We start from the raw sequence: 13334 nt of genomic DNA on the forward strand, positions 1-13334 counted from the left end.
GGGTGCTGAACTCTGTACGCGGTGCCGGCTGCTTAAGCGCCGGACGGGACCTGCTCCTCCTCGAAGCTCGCGGAGAAGCGGCTTTGCGACTGCTGGAGATGGTGCTGCATCGCCTCGCGGGCCTGCTGCGGGTCACGCGCCACGATGGCGTCGCGGATCGCGCGGTGCTCGCCGATCGCGGCCCGCCAGGTGTCGGGTGTCTCGAAATAGCGCGAGAGGCGCTGGAAATACGGGTTGATCCGCTGGTCGAAAAGGTCGCCGACGAAGCGCAGGATCACCGCGTTGCCGACCGTGGCGGCGATCGCCTGGTGGAATTGGCGGTCCAACGAGATGATCTCCGCGTTGCTGGCGCCGCTGGCCCGCTCCATCGCGTCCAGCAGGCTGTCCATGGTCTCTATATCGGAACCGCCGGCGTGGGTCGCGGCTTCCGCCGCGATGGCGCCCTCGATGAAGGCGCGGGCGCGCAGCAGTTCGAAAGGGCCTTCTACGGGTACGGAAAGCGGCGGCAGGTGGGAGGGCGCCTCGGGCGGTTCGGTCACGTAGATGCCCGAGCCGACCCGGATGCGGACGCGCTTCTCGACCTCCAGCGCGATGAGGGCTTCACGGACGGTCGGGCGCGAGATGCCGAGCTTGTCCGACAGTTCGCGTTCGGTCGGCAGGCGTTCGCCGACCTTGAACTCGCCCCTGTCGATCAGCTCCTTCAGATGGTCGGCCACCTGCCGGTAGAGCCGGCGCGGTTCTATCGTCTCGATCGGCATGCGCCGAATCCTCCCCGAGGCCCCGGCTGCCCGGGATCATGTCGGTCATTTGGTCTGACCAATTGACCGACATGATCCGGCCGATCGACCCCTCTGTCAAGCGGACGCGGAGGGAGTACGCCTTCAGACCGGGAGCTGGCGAAGGGCCGACACCGCCGTCATGATGCCCCGGATCTCGGCGAGGCCGCGCAACCGCCCGATCATGGGATAGCCCGGGTGGGTCGGCTTGCCGATATCGTCCAGGAGCTCGTGCCCGTGGTCGGGTCGGAACGGGATGCGCCAGTCGGCCCGTCCGGCATCAAGGCGGCGCTTCTGTTCCTCGAGCAGGGTGGTCACGACCGACACCATGTCCACGTCGCCGCCGAGATGGTCGGCTTCCATGAACGATCCGTCCGGTTCCTTGGCGACGTTGCGCAGATGGGCGAACTTGATGTGCCCGGCGAACCGCTTCGCCAGGGCGGGCACGTCGTTGTCAACCCCGGCGCCGAGCGAGCCGGTGCAGAAGGTGATGCCGTTGGCGTCCGACGGGACCGCGCCGGTGATGAAGGCGAGGTCGTCGGCGCTGCCCACGACGCGCGGCAGTCCGAGCAGCGGGCGCGGCGGGTCGTCGGGATGGATGCACATGCGGATGCCGACCTCTTCCGCGGTCGGGATCACCTCCCGCAGGAAGCGGGCCAGGGTCTCGCGCAGGCCGTCGCGGGTCATGCCCTTGTAGCGGTCGAGCATGCGCCGCAGCCCGGGCGCGTCGTAGCGGTCGAAGGCGCCGGGCAGGCCGGCCATGATGTTGGCCAGGAGCCGGCGCTTGTCGTCCTCCGACGCGCCGTCGAACCATTCCCGCGCCCGGGCCATCACCTCGGGGGCGTGCTCGTCCTCGGCGCCCGGCCGCTCCAGGATGAAGCAGTCGAAGGCCGCGTATTCGTGCGCGTTGAAACGCAGCGCCCGTCCGCCGCCGGGCAGGGGATATGCGAGCTGGGTGCGGGTCCAGTCCAGCACCGGCATGAAATTGTAGCAGACGGTGGTGATGCCGCAGGCCGCCAGGTTGCGGAGCGACTGGCGGTAATTGTCGAACAGCGGCTCCAGGTCGCCTTCGCCCAGCTTGATCGGCTCCGACACGGGCAGGCTTTCCACCACGCTCCAGCGCAGGCCCAGGGATGCGTCCTCCGCGATCATGGCCTTGCGCTTCTCGATCTCCTCCACCGTCCAGACGACGCCGTAGGGGATGTGGTGAAGGGCGGTCACGATCCCGGAGGCGCCGGCCTGCCGGACATGCGGCAGGCGGATGGCGTCCTCCGGTCCGAACCAGCGCCAGGTCTGTTCCATTGTCTGTTGTCTCCCGGAATTCAGCGGATTGTCTGGATGGCTTCGCGGGCGCCGACCGCCACCAGGCGGTCGTAGGCGCGCGTCACGGCGGTGGTGAAGGCGGGGTTGCCGGCGAGGTCGTCGCCGAACACCTCGCGCACGCCGAACAGGGCGGGGGCGGGCGTCGCGGCCAGGCGATCGGCCAGCGGGTCGCGCACGTCGATCGGCTGCCCGGTCTCGTCCCGGCCGCCGACATAGCGCATCCAGGCGGCGACGCCGAGCGCCAGCCGGTCGAAGGGCCGGCCGGCGGCGAGCCGGTCGCGGATCGTGCCGAGCAGGCGTTGCGGCAGCTTCTGCGACCCGTCCATCGCGATCTGCCATGTCCGGTGCTTCAGGGCCGGATTGGCGAAGCGTTCCAGCAGGGCGGCCTTGTAGCGGGACAGGTCGGCGCCGGGCGGAACGTCGAGGGTCGGCGTCACCTCCTCGTCCATCAGCTCGCGGACGAAGCGGGCGAAATGCGGGTCGGCCATGGCGTCCGACACGGTGGCGTGGCCGGCCAGATAGCCCAGGTAGGCGATGCAGGAATGGCTGCCGTTGAGCAGGCGGAGCTTCATGAACTCGTACGGGCGCACGTCGGCGACCAGTTCGGCGCCTTCCAGTTCCCAGGCCGGGCGGCCGGTCGGGAAATGGTCCTCGATCACCCACTGGCTGAACGGCTCGGCCATGACCGGCCAGGCATCCTCCGCGCCCAAGGCGGCGGACACGGCGGCGCGGTCCTCGTCCGTGGTGGCCGGGACGATGCGGTCGACCATGCTGCTGGGGCAGGCGACGCGGTCCGCCACCCAGCGGCCCAGGTCGGGGTCGCGCAGCTCGGCGAAGCGGCGCAGGATGCCGGCGGCCACGTGGCCGTTGCCGGGCAGGTTGTCGCACGACAGCACGGTGAAGGGATCGGTCCCGGCGCGCCGGCGGCGGTCCAGCGCCTCCACCAGGAATCCCGCCAGGGTGCGGGGCCGGTCCGGATTGCCCAGGTCGTGGACGATGTCGGGATGCCGCTCGTTCAGGGCGCCGGTCGCCGGGTCGTGGCAATAGCCCTTCTCGGTCACGGTGATCGTGACGATGCGGACCTCCGGCCGGGTCAGGCGGTCGAGCACGGCCGCGGGGTCTTCCGGCGCCACCAGCGTCTCGGTCAGCGACCCGACCACGCGGAGCCGCTGGCCCGAGGCGTCGCGGACGGCCACGGTATAGAGATTGTCCTGGGGAGCCAGGGCGTCGCGGGTCTCCGGACTGCGCAGGGACACGCCGCAGATGCCCCAGGGGCCCGGCCGGCGGTTCAGCGCGTCCTCGGTATAGACGGCCTGATGGGCGCGGTGGAAGGCGCCGAGGCCCATATGGACGATGCCGGTTTGCAGCGAGGTTCGGGGATGGCGGGGCCGCTCGATTTCCGCGCCCAGCGTTTCCAGCGTCCGATCATCGAGACGGCGGGTCATGCAGTCCTCCCCCGGGAAATGCCGTTCTTACGTTCTTGACTGGTATGGTAGTATGCAAGTTGATCCCCCGCAAGCTTCTTGTATTGAGAAGGCGGCCCTGCGGCGGCGATATTGGGGAGACGACAACGGGGAGGGGCGGCGATGCTGGAGAGGATCGAGGCGAGTTCGGCGGAGCCGGTCGCCCGGCGCGTCTTCCGCGAGGTGCGGAACGCGATCGTGACCATGGCCTTCCAGCCGGGCCAAGCCCTGTCGGAGCAGGAGATCGCGACGCGGCTGGGCGTCAGCCGCCAGCCGGTGCGCGAAGCCTTCATCAAGCTGAGCGAAGCCGGGCTGGTGACCATCCGGCCGCAGCGGGGAACCTTCATCGTCAAGATCTCCATGAAACAGGTCTTCGATGCCCGCTTCGTGCGCGAAGCGGTCGAGTTGGCCGTGGTCCGGCGGGCCTGCGCCGAGATGCCGTCCGACGGCATCGCCGGGCTGCGCGCCAACCTGGACGCCCAGCGCGACGCCGCCCGATCCCTCGACCCGGTCCGCTTCATGGACCTGGACGAGGCGTTCCACCGCGGCATCGCAATGGGCGTCGGCTGCGACTATGCGTGGCGCGTGGTGGAGGAGACCAAGGCCCAGATGGACCGCGTCCGCTATCTCAGCGTTCCCCACGCGACCCCGGTGGACCGGCTGATCGCGCAGCACCAGGCCGTCGTGGACTGCATCGCCGCCCGCGACGCCGACCGGGCGGAAGCCGCGATGCGGCTGCACCTGCGCGAGATCCTGACCTCGCTGCCCGAGCTGGCCGAGCGGTTCCCGGACTTCTTCGAGCGCGACGCCGTCGTTCCCCTGCCGGGGCCGCGGATGTCGTGATGTGTCGTGATCAGGGCCGACACCATACGGGGACGTTGGAGTCTGCTGTCGGCGTTCGCCCGGTGGGCGAAGGCCGACCTACTGGAGGCACGCGGAATCCATGCTTGATGCCGGGGATACGTCTACCAGATCGGGCTTAGGAATTCAATCCGAAACTGCCCGCGGCCAGGGCGGCGACCACCGCCGAGGTGGCGGCGACGAGGTCGGCCGGGGCGAGCTTGATCTGAAGGCCGCGCTGGCCGCCGTTGACGACCAGGAACGGCAGGTCCGCGGCGGAGGCGTCGAGGAAGCAGCGCAGGCGCTTCTTCTGGCCCAGCGGGCTGATGCCGCCGACATGGTAGCCGCTGATCCGCTCGGCGTCGGCGGGGCGCATCATGGCGGCGGACTTGCGGCCCGCCGCGGCGGCAATCGCCTTGAGGCTGAGTTCCTGGTCCGATGGGATGATCGCGACGCAGGGCTCGTCCCCCGCCACCACCATCAGGGTCTTGAACACCGCCGACGGCGCCAGCCCGAGCGCCTGGGCCGCCTGGAGGCCGATCGACGGCGCTTCGGGATCGTAGTCGTACCGTAGAAGCTCGAACGGCTTCTTCGCCTTTTCCAGAGCCATCGTCGCCGGGGTCCGCCTGGACACGCCCATCCCTCCGCAATGCCGAACGGTGAAGCGGCATTCTTATCCCCGGCGGCCCGCCCCGACAATACGGCTCATTTCAGGTCGAGCGCGGGCAGGTCGAACTGGGTGCGGGCGAGTTGGTAGTAGAGGCCGGCGTAGCCGTTCTCCTTGAGGAATTCGGGATCGGTGAGCTGGGCGTGGGTGCCCTGTTCCTGGACCTTGCCGTCCTTGATGAAGCAGATGCGGTCGCTGTCCATGACGGTGGTCAGCCGGTGGGCGATGGTGATCGAGGTGCGGTTGACCAGGACGCCCTTCAGCTCCTGGGTGATGCGGGCCTCGGACTCGTTGTCGAGCGCGCTGGTCGCCTCGTCGAAGATCATGATCTTGGGCCGGCGGTACAGGGCGCGGGCGATGCCGATGCGCTGGCGCTGGCCGCCCGACAGGCCCATGCCCTTCTCGCCGATGCGGGTCTGGTAGCCCAGCGGGAAATTGATGATGAAGTCCTCCGACCCCGCCAGCTTGGCCGCCTCCTGCACCGCCTGCATGTCCGGCTCCGGGTCGCCCAGCGCGATGTTCTCGGCCACGGTGCCGCCGAAGATGAAGGTGTCCTGGAGCACCACGCCGATGTTCCGGCGCAGCGAATTGAGATCCATCGTCCTTATGTCCTTGCCGTCGATCGTCAGGTCGCCCGACGCCGGCTTGTAGAAGCCCAGCACCATCTTGGCGATCGTGCTCTTGCCGCAGCCGGACGGGCCGACGAAGGCGACATGCTCCCCCGGATGGATGGTCAGGTCGAAGCCGTGCATGACCGACCGCTTCTGGTCGTTGGTGTTGTAGCTGAAATTGACCTGCTCGAACTTGATCTCGCCTTCCAGGTTGCGGACCTGGGTCTGGATCTTGTCGGGGGCGGAGACGGTCACGTGTTCCGACTTGACGTTCAGCACGTCGCCGACGCGGTCGATCGCGATGCGGACCTCCTGGAGCTCGTTCCACAGGTTGACCATCTGGGTGACCGGCCCGGTGACCAGCCCCATCAGCATGTTGAAGCCCATCAGCTCGCCGATGCTCATGTCGCCGCTCATCACCTGGGTGGCGCCGATCCAGAGCACGGCGATGCTGGACGCCAGCGTGGCGAGCTTGAACAGGCTGTTGGACATCAGGCTGAGCTTCTGCTGGCGGAAGCTGCGGTTGACGTTCTCGACGAAGGCGTTCTCCCACCGGGCGCGGGCGAAATATTCGTTGCTGGTCGCCTTCAGCGCCTCGATCCCGTTCAGGCTCTCGATCAGGTAGGATTGGGACTGGGAGTTGGTGATGAAGATCTCCTGCGCGATGGCTTTGATCTTGGGCGTGAAATACACGACGATGCCGATATAGATCGGGATGAAGATCACCACGATCACGCTGAGCGGCACCGAGTAGGCGAACATCATCAGGAAATAGAGCACGATCATCAGCGTGTTCATCAGCACGGTGATTGTCGAGCCGGTCAGGATGGCGCGGATCTTCTGGTTCTCGCCGAACCGGGCCAGGATCTCGCCCTTGTTCTTGGTCAGGAAGAAATCCATCGGCAGGCTGAGCACGTGCCGGTAGAACTCCGACATCAGCCGCATGTCGAGCCGGGACGTGGTGTGGGCCAGCAGCAGGCTCTGGACCACCGACATGGCGGTGGTCAGGACGGCGACCAGCACCATGCCGCCCAGCATCATGTTGAGCAGCCCGACATCGTGGTGGACCACGACGTTGTCCACGATGGTCTGGACGAACAGCGGCGAGGCCAGGCCCAGGATGTTGATCACGACCGCCGCCAGGATCGCCTCGCCGTAATATTTCTTGTACGGCATGATGTAGTTGATGAAGTGGCGGATGGAGGACTTGGCGTCCTCCTCCTTCTCGAACTTCACCGTCGGTTCCAGCGCGATCAGCACGCCGGCGTCGGGCCGGCGGTCGAGCACGCCGGCGACGTCGGCCGCCGTCCAGGAGGCGATGAACTCGTCCCGCTTGATCCTGGACAGGCCCTTGGCGGGGTCGGCGACCTCCACCTCCCGGTCGCCGGCCTTGACCAGCACGATCCAGTGATAGCCCTGCCAGCCCACGATGGCGGGCAGCTTCAGCCCCTTCAGGTCGGCATAGGTCAGGGCGTAGCCCTTGGCGCGGAAGCCAAGCGTCTCGGCGCCGCGGATGATCTCGTCCGGGTTGGTCTCCGGCGTATTGAGGCCGGTGACCTCCTGCATCTGGCCGAGGGTGAACTTGCGGCCGTAATGGCCCATCACCATGGCGAGGCAGGCGGCGGCGCTGTCGGCCTGGGTGTTCTGGCGGATCACCGCGAGCTTGGCGGCCTCCTTCGCCTTGGCGGCGCGGAACTCGTCCTCCGACATGCCCTCGGCGAGCTTGATCCGGAGGTCCACGCCCTCCGCCCGCCTGCGCGCCGCGATCTCGTCGGCCTCGATCTGCTCGATGTCGCGGGCGCGCTCGGACAGGCGCTGGCGAAGCTCGGGATTGAGCGACAGGATGCGCTCGACCGTCTGCTGGTAGATCACCAGCACGGTCACGTCGGTCAGCGCCCTGGCGGTATAGGTCTGGATGCCGCTGGCGGCCCCCTTGGGCGAGCGGCGGGGCAGGGCGCCGGTCTCGCCGATCAGGGTGCCCCGGCCGCAGCGCGACAGGGAGATCGGGTCGCCGGTGATCGGCGCGCGGATCAGCTCGACGGCGCCGCTCTCGATGAAATAGAGGCGCGGGTCGTGGTCGCCCTGGGTGAAGACCGCCGACTCCGCCCGGATCAGCTTGACGCCCATCTTCGACAGCAGGTCGGAGAATTCCTCCGCCGAGTACGTGGCGTTGCCGAGCAGGGCGCGGAGCCTTTCGCCGACCTCCACCAGGCCGACATAGCGGCGGAAATGCTCGTCCACGACGCGGCTTTCCGCGATCAGCAGGCGGGCGCGGTCGGCGCGCAGGCAGACCAGGGTCAGCGGCGTCTCGGCGATGACGTGGTGCGGCCACTTCGTCTCCTCCAGCAGGGAGGTCTGGCCGATGGTGGCGCCCGGCTCGATCAGGCCGACGCTGACCAGCTTGGATCCCGTGTTCTCCTTCAGGCGCGCGGTGCCGTCGTGGATCACGTACATGCCGTCGGCGGCGGCCCCCTGGGTGAACAGGCGCTTGCCGGCCGGGACCTGGCGCACCTCCAGCAGCAGTTCGATCGCGCGCTTCTCGGCGGCGGGCAGCACGTTGAACAGGACATGGGTCTGGAGCACGGAGCGGATCGCTTCGAGTGCTGCGGTGTTCCTGACGGTCTCGATCGTGTCCATATCGGTGCCTTGGGTCGGTGCCTTGGGTCGGTGCCTTGGTCAGTGCCCCGGGGCGGCCGGGGAGTTCATTCCTCCTCCCGCCCCTGGAAGAAGCGGGAGGCGGGGGCGAAGAACAGTTCAATGAAGCGCTTCTCGCCGGTCTTGATCTCGGCCACGCCTTCCAGCCCGATCTCCAGCGCCTTGGGCGTGCCGGCGCGGGCGGCGATCGTCTCGCGCTCCAGCGCCACGGTGACGAGGTAGCGGGACCGGTTCTCCGGCTCGGCGCCCGGGCGGGTCCCGATGTCGGCGATCACGCCGTCCTGGATCCCGTATTCCTGGTAGGGATAGGCGAAATACTTGACCTGCACCTTCTGGCCGCGCCGGATCTTGCCGATGTCGCGGTTCTGGACGAACACCTGGGCTTCCAGCGGGGCCGCGTTGCGGACGATGGTGATCATGGGCGTGCCGGCATTGACGATCGCGCCGCGCTGGACATGGACCGCGGTGACGATCCCGTCCTCCAGGCTGGCGTAGTAGGCCTTGTCGCCCTCGTAGCGGACGCCGGGGACCAGCGTGCGCGACTGGAGCAGCCGGTTGTTCAATTCCAGCACTTTCTCCGCGATCAGCTTCTGGTCGCGCTCGCGGGCCTGCCGGACGTTCCGGATCTCGTTGTCCAGGCGTTCCTGGGAATAGGTCTCGGCGATCTGGCGGCGCTCGCCCCGGGCGGTCTCCAGCGCCAGGCGGATGTTCTGGATCTCGGCTTCCGCGTTGTTGGCGGCGCGCTGGAGGTCGCTGACCCGGCTCTGCGCGCGCTGGAGCTCGATCCGGGCGATGTCGCGGTTGGCGAACAGTTCCTGCTTGCCGGCCAGGTCGTGGCGCGCGTCGCTCAGGTCCTCCTCGATCCCGGCGCGGGTGCGCTGGGCGGTCTGGACCTGGATCTCGATCTGGCGGATGCGGTTGTCGATCGCCGCCTGCTCGGTCGAGCGGCGCTGGGACAGGTTGCGCCGGTCCAGTTCGAGCTGGTTGGAGCGGAACTCGTACTCCTTCAGCGAGTCCCGCTCCTGGAGCTGGAGGTCGTCGATCTGGCGCTGGATCGCCTCCTGCTCGGGGGTGGAGGCGGCGCGGATCTTCTCCTGGATCGTGACGATCGGGTCGCCGGCGGACAGCGGGGAATTCGGGCCGACCTCCAGAGCCTCGATCAGGCCGCCGCCGACCGCCTGGACCGACACCGCCTGGCGCTGGAGCGTCAGCGGGGCCATCACCAGTATGTCCTTGGAGGCGAACAGGGAATAGATCAGCATCGCGAAGGCCGAGACCACCATCAGGTAGGCCGGCCCGTGCATGATCACGTTCGGCGCCGAACTGAGCAGTTTGCCCGCCTGGATCGGATGCCGCAGCTTGCCCGACGCGATCGTATCGATCCTGACGGGCCGGCTTTTCTTGGTGGCCATCGGCTGTTCCGGAATCTTCCCTGCTTCCTGACGCTGCCGGCGGGCGGCAGGGGAGTTTGGAACATTACCTCTAAAATATGATTAACCCGGGCGCCGGTTCCCGTAGGCCGCCCGGGCGGCCCGGGCCGCGACCCGGCAGGACAGGCCGATGCGGATCACGGCCAGCCCGGCCACTCAAGGACGGTCGGTTTCCGGCTTGGCCGGGGCCGGTCAATGCAGCAGCGGCGGCCGGAGCGGGACGTCGGGGCGGTCCTCCGGGTCGGGTGCGGGGTCGGGCGAGCCGCCCTCCGGCGCGGGCACCGCCAGGGCGGGCGGCGGGTCGAAGCCGGGCGGGATCTCCTCGGCATAGGTGTGTTCGGGACCGTCGGGCCGGGTGGCCCGGCCGGACGGGTTGGCTTGGGCGGGGAAGGGCGGGTCCTCGTCCTCGCGCGGGTCGAACATGACCGGGGCGAGGTCGTCGTCCGGCGACGGCCGGTACAGCGTGATGTCGCGGTCGCGGATCACGCCGGCCAGCTTGAGCTGGAGGCGCGTCGCCTCGAGGGCGGCGGCCGGGCGGCCGAAGTCCAGGGCCATGGCGGCGATGCGCTCCAGGCGGTCGAGGGCCCCGGCGATCCGGCGGTCGCGCTCCGCCATGAAACCGGCGCGGTGCTCCTCGACCCGGCGGCGGATGGTGGCGCAGGTCATCAGGATGCAGCCGCGCTGGCGGGCGCCCTGGGGCGAATAGCCGGCGAGCCGGACCGCATCGGCCAGGCCGGCCCCGTGCGCGTGGTGCAGGGCGAACAGCTCGTGCCGGGGGTGGCGCAGGCGGTCGGAGATGTCCATGGTCGTCCTTCCCGGGGTCATGGCCTTGCGGCCGGGGCCGATGCGGGAGCCGACAGCACGGTGATCCGCCGCGAAACCGCCTGAAGGTCACTGACGGTCATCATGGGGTCATCCGGGACGGAATGGCGGACCACGGCCTTGCCGGGAGCGGGCCGCGCGCGAGCGGCTTCCTCGGAAAGGTCACCCTTGGTCATTCCGGCGTCATCCGTCCCGGCGGGAGCGGCGGCCGGGAGGGTGCGCAGGAAATCCAGCTCCTCCTGCGGGTCGGCGGCGAGGTTCTCCAGGTCGGCGTCGGGATGGGGGGCGCCATCACGGCTGCCCTGGTAGTGGTGTGCGATGCGCTTGTCCTGGATCACCCCGCACAGCCTGAGGCGCAGTTCGACGGCACGGAGCGCCAGGCCCGGGCGCCCGGAGTCCAGGGCCATGCCGATGATGGTCGCGATCTGGCCTTCCGCCTCGTCGAGCCGGGTCTGGTGCAAACGGCGGCGCGCCGCCCGGATGGCGTCGATGCGCAGTCGGATTTCCGGCTGGCGCATCAGGAACGCGCCGCGCTGCTTCGCGCCGTTGGGCGAGTAGCCGGCACGCCGCGCAGCCTCCGCCCCGCCGACGCCGGCGGCCATGGCCTGGCAGAATTCCTCCTGACGCGGGGTGAGACGGGGCATGGACGGGGATGGGGAGGCCGTTGCGGTCATCGGGGTGCGCCTTCGGTTGCATAGGATCGATATAGGCTTTCTATCCTATAGTTCGGCGTTTTTCAAGCGCGGCGACGCGGAGGCGGCAGTCGTTGTAGGCTGGCCTCGGCCGAAGGCCGACGCCGACAGCGTGGCCGGAGCGTCGATGCAAGGCGTCGCCCGGCGTGCGGGCGTCGAGCTGTTCCGCCAGCATGCCTTGAACCTCCTCGATATCCATCGGCACCGTCGCGGACTGCCGGCCACCGACCAGACCCGCGACCGCGTGCGCGCCCCCTCGGCGAACGCCGACCCCGACGTGGCCCGGATGGTCGGCTGGAGCTGCACCCGATCAGGTCGATCCGCCCGAGACGGCCGATCCGATGCGTTGCGCCATGGGCGCAACCTACGACCGTCGGCCCGCATCACCCCCGCTCTGCATCAAGCCGTAGGTTGCGCCCATGGCGCAACACGGTGTGGCGAGTGGAACGGCCGGAATACCGGGTCACTCGCCGGGGCGGAGGAGGCCGGGGAAAACGTCGCCCGGCGCTTGGGCGTCCATCAGGCGGTCCATGTAGGCGTCGTGCTGGTCCGGCGTCGCGGTATCGATCAACCGTTCCACATCCGCCGGCAGGGTGCCGAAGCGTCGGGTGAATTGGCGCTTGAGCAGGGCGGCCCTGCCCTTGGCAATGCCTTTGGCCTCGCCCTCGGCGATGCCTTCGGCCTTGCCCTCGGCGACGCCTTTGGCGAGGAGTTCCTGTTCCCACTTCTTGATGCGTTCCGCCAGCATGCCCTGAACCTCCTCGATATCCATCGGCGCCGTCGCAGGCTGCGGGGCGCCGACCAGGCCCGCGACCGCGTGCGCCACCACGTCGCCGAACGCCAGCCGCAGCGTAGCATGTCCCGGATGCTCGGCGAACCAGGCCACCGCCTGGGCGACCAGGCCGGGCAGGTCCTCGGGCCGGTCGCAGATCTCGATCCGGAACAGCAGCGCCACCAGGCTGTCGTGCCGGGCCAGGTCCTCGGCGCGCAGCCGCTTCTCGTCGATCAGATGATAGCGGACCTGCGGCTGCCAAGGCCAGAGCGGCGAGTCCTCCGGCAAGGCCACGAGGTCGGTCGTGTCGGCGGGGCAGTCCCAGCGGGCCTCGCCGGCGTAGAGCACGATCGGCAGCAGCGGCGGCAGCCGGCCGCCCGGGGCCAGGGCGCGCCCGTCGATGATCTGCTGCCAGAGCAGGCCGGAATAGACCTGCACCCGCACCGGCATGAACCGCTCCGGTGTCGATTGGAACTCCAGCATCAGGTAGATGTGGACCATCTCGCCGGCCAGCGTCGGCACGCGCCAGATCACGTCGCCCTCGCGCCGGTCGCCCCGGGCGGCGTGGAACTTGGCGTTGACCCGTTCCAGCCGGGTGAAGTCCAGCATGTCCGCGATCCCGGCGGGCAGGAAGCCGCGCACGAGCTGCTCGATCATCACCGGGTCGGAGAACAGGCGGTGGTACAGGGAGTCGGAGGCTTGCATGGTCGCGGGCGCCGGTCGGGGTATGGTCGCGCGAACAGCAGCATACTCCCGCAACCATCGGCAAGGGTCGGACGGCCGCCGCGACCTTCTGACCCGGTCGCGGAGGCCCCCATGGAGCGGGGTGCGGGGCCGTTGCCTCGATTCGGTGCCAGGAGAGCCGGCATGGACGCTGTCGTCGGAAATGGATTTCGGAAGATGGACGCGCTCCCGCAGCGCTATTGTATTCCCCTTCCGTACCGAAGCATTCGTGTTGAACATCCGCGTAACCGGAAGTAATAATGCAGTATTTCTATTTTGAAATGCTGAGTTTTTCTGTTGACTCGCTGATTAGTTAGAGAGCTATATGCGTCAAGGCAGCGGCGATCGCGGCATGCCGGATTAGTAAAGCCCATGAAAAAAAATAGCATAGTTTAAAATGTAACATGGTTATTGTTGTATCCGTTACACAAAATATGGTCTGATCTGTGTATTATTTTGGCCGTTTATTGACGAAGCATTAGTACTCATGGCGGCTGAACCAGGCCATGGATTGGCCGCGCCGAGCCTACCGGCTCCGCGCATAATCCAACTTGTCCATA

Annotated in this window: 10 protein-coding genes; 1 reads left to right on the top strand and 9 read right to left on the bottom strand. The window is 68.3% G+C overall.

Annotated elements, in window-relative coordinates:
* Nucleotides 1-32: 32 nt before the first annotated feature.
* The 3 genes from IGS68_RS32170 to IGS68_RS32180 all read right to left on the bottom strand — a co-directional run bounded on the left by IGS68_RS32170 (nt 33) and on the right by IGS68_RS32180 (nt 3544).
* Nucleotides 33-758 (bottom strand): FadR/GntR family transcriptional regulator, encoded by a 726-nt coding sequence (locus IGS68_RS32170; RefSeq protein WP_201083407.1) that lies wholly within the window; start codon nt 756-758, stop codon nt 33-35.
* A gap of 123 nt (nt 759-881) precedes the next feature.
* A complete protein-coding gene (uxuA, locus tag IGS68_RS32175) occupies nt 882-2078 on the bottom strand; it encodes a mannonate dehydratase (protein ID WP_201083409.1) in 1197 nt (398 codons plus the stop codon).
* A gap of 20 nt (nt 2079-2098) precedes the next feature.
* Entirely contained in the window at nt 2099-3544 is a 1446-nt protein-coding gene (locus tag IGS68_RS32180; RefSeq protein ID WP_201083411.1) for a mannitol dehydrogenase family protein, read from the bottom strand.
* A gap of 141 nt (nt 3545-3685) precedes the next feature.
* On the opposite strand from IGS68_RS32180, the gene IGS68_RS32185 reads away from it, so the two are divergent.
* A complete protein-coding gene (locus tag IGS68_RS32185) occupies nt 3686-4405 on the top strand; it encodes a GntR family transcriptional regulator (RefSeq protein ID WP_201083413.1) in 720 nt (239 codons plus the stop codon).
* 136 nt (nt 4406-4541) lie between these two features.
* Here the strand turns inward: IGS68_RS32185 and ybaK are convergent, their stop codons facing one another.
* The 6 genes from ybaK to IGS68_RS32215 form a co-directional block, all read right to left on the bottom strand.
* Nucleotides 4542-5036, bottom strand: coding sequence for a Cys-tRNA(Pro) deacylase (gene ybaK / locus IGS68_RS32190; protein WP_201083415.1), 495 nt, complete (start codon nt 5034-5036; stop codon nt 4542-4544).
* Between the two features lie 71 nt (nt 5037-5107).
* Nucleotides 5108-8317 carry a peptidase domain-containing ABC transporter gene (locus IGS68_RS32195; RefSeq protein ID WP_201083417.1) on the bottom strand — a complete coding sequence of 1070 codons (3210 nt, stop codon included), beginning with the start codon at nt 8315-8317 and terminating at the stop codon, nt 5108-5110.
* Between the two features lie 65 nt (nt 8318-8382).
* A complete protein-coding gene (locus IGS68_RS32200) occupies nt 8383-9747 on the bottom strand; it encodes an HlyD family efflux transporter periplasmic adaptor subunit (protein ID WP_201083419.1) in 1365 nt (454 codons plus the stop codon).
* Nucleotides 9748-9957: 210 nt separating this feature from the next.
* The gene (locus IGS68_RS32205; protein WP_201083421.1) at nt 9958-10569 is read right to left on the bottom strand and encodes a hypothetical protein; all 612 of its coding nucleotides are present in this window, start codon (nt 10567-10569) and stop codon (nt 9958-9960) included.
* A 17-nt stretch (nt 10570-10586) separates the two neighbouring features.
* The gene (locus IGS68_RS32210) at nt 10587-11261 is read right to left on the bottom strand and encodes a terminase small subunit (protein ID WP_201083423.1); all 675 of its coding nucleotides are present in this window, start codon (nt 11259-11261) and stop codon (nt 10587-10589) included.
* 481 nt (nt 11262-11742) lie between these two features.
* Nucleotides 11743-12756, bottom strand: coding sequence for an Rpn family recombination-promoting nuclease/putative transposase (locus tag IGS68_RS32215; protein ID WP_201083425.1), 1014 nt, complete (start codon nt 12754-12756; stop codon nt 11743-11745).
* Nucleotides 12757-13334 lie beyond the last annotated feature (578 nt).

The organism is Skermanella sp. TT6, from assembly GCF_016653635.2.
Classification (GTDB): Bacteria; Pseudomonadota; Alphaproteobacteria; order Azospirillales; family Azospirillaceae; genus Skermanella; species Skermanella cutis.

Excerpts from the sequence above, each read along its gene's own strand:
- uxuA (WP_201083409.1), bottom strand. The coding sequence starts at position 2,078 with ATGGAACAGACCTGGCGCTGGTTCGGACCGGAGGACGCCATCCGCCTG.
- IGS68_RS32210 (WP_201083423.1), bottom strand. The coding sequence starts at position 11,261 with ATGACCGCAACGGCCTCCCCATCCCCGTCCATGCCCCGTCTCACCCCG.
- IGS68_RS32205 (WP_201083421.1), bottom strand. The coding sequence starts at position 10,569 with ATGGACATCTCCGACCGCCTGCGCCACCCCCGGCACGAGCTGTTCGCC.
- IGS68_RS32170 (WP_201083407.1), bottom strand. The coding sequence starts at position 758 with ATGCCGATCGAGACGATAGAACCGCGCCGGCTCTACCGGCAGGTGGCC.
- IGS68_RS32215 (WP_201083425.1), bottom strand. The coding sequence starts at position 12,756 with ATGCAAGCCTCCGACTCCCTGTACCACCGCCTGTTCTCCGACCCGGTG.
- IGS68_RS32180 (WP_201083411.1), bottom strand. The coding sequence starts at position 3,544 with ATGACCCGCCGTCTCGATGATCGGACGCTGGAAACGCTGGGCGCGGAA.
- IGS68_RS32200 (WP_201083419.1), bottom strand. The coding sequence starts at position 9,747 with ATGGCCACCAAGAAAAGCCGGCCCGTCAGGATCGATACGATCGCGTCG.
- IGS68_RS32185 (WP_201083413.1), top strand. The coding sequence starts at position 3,686 with ATGCTGGAGAGGATCGAGGCGAGTTCGGCGGAGCCGGTCGCCCGGCGC.
- IGS68_RS32195 (WP_201083417.1), bottom strand. The coding sequence starts at position 8,317 with ATGGACACGATCGAGACCGTCAGGAACACCGCAGCACTCGAAGCGATC.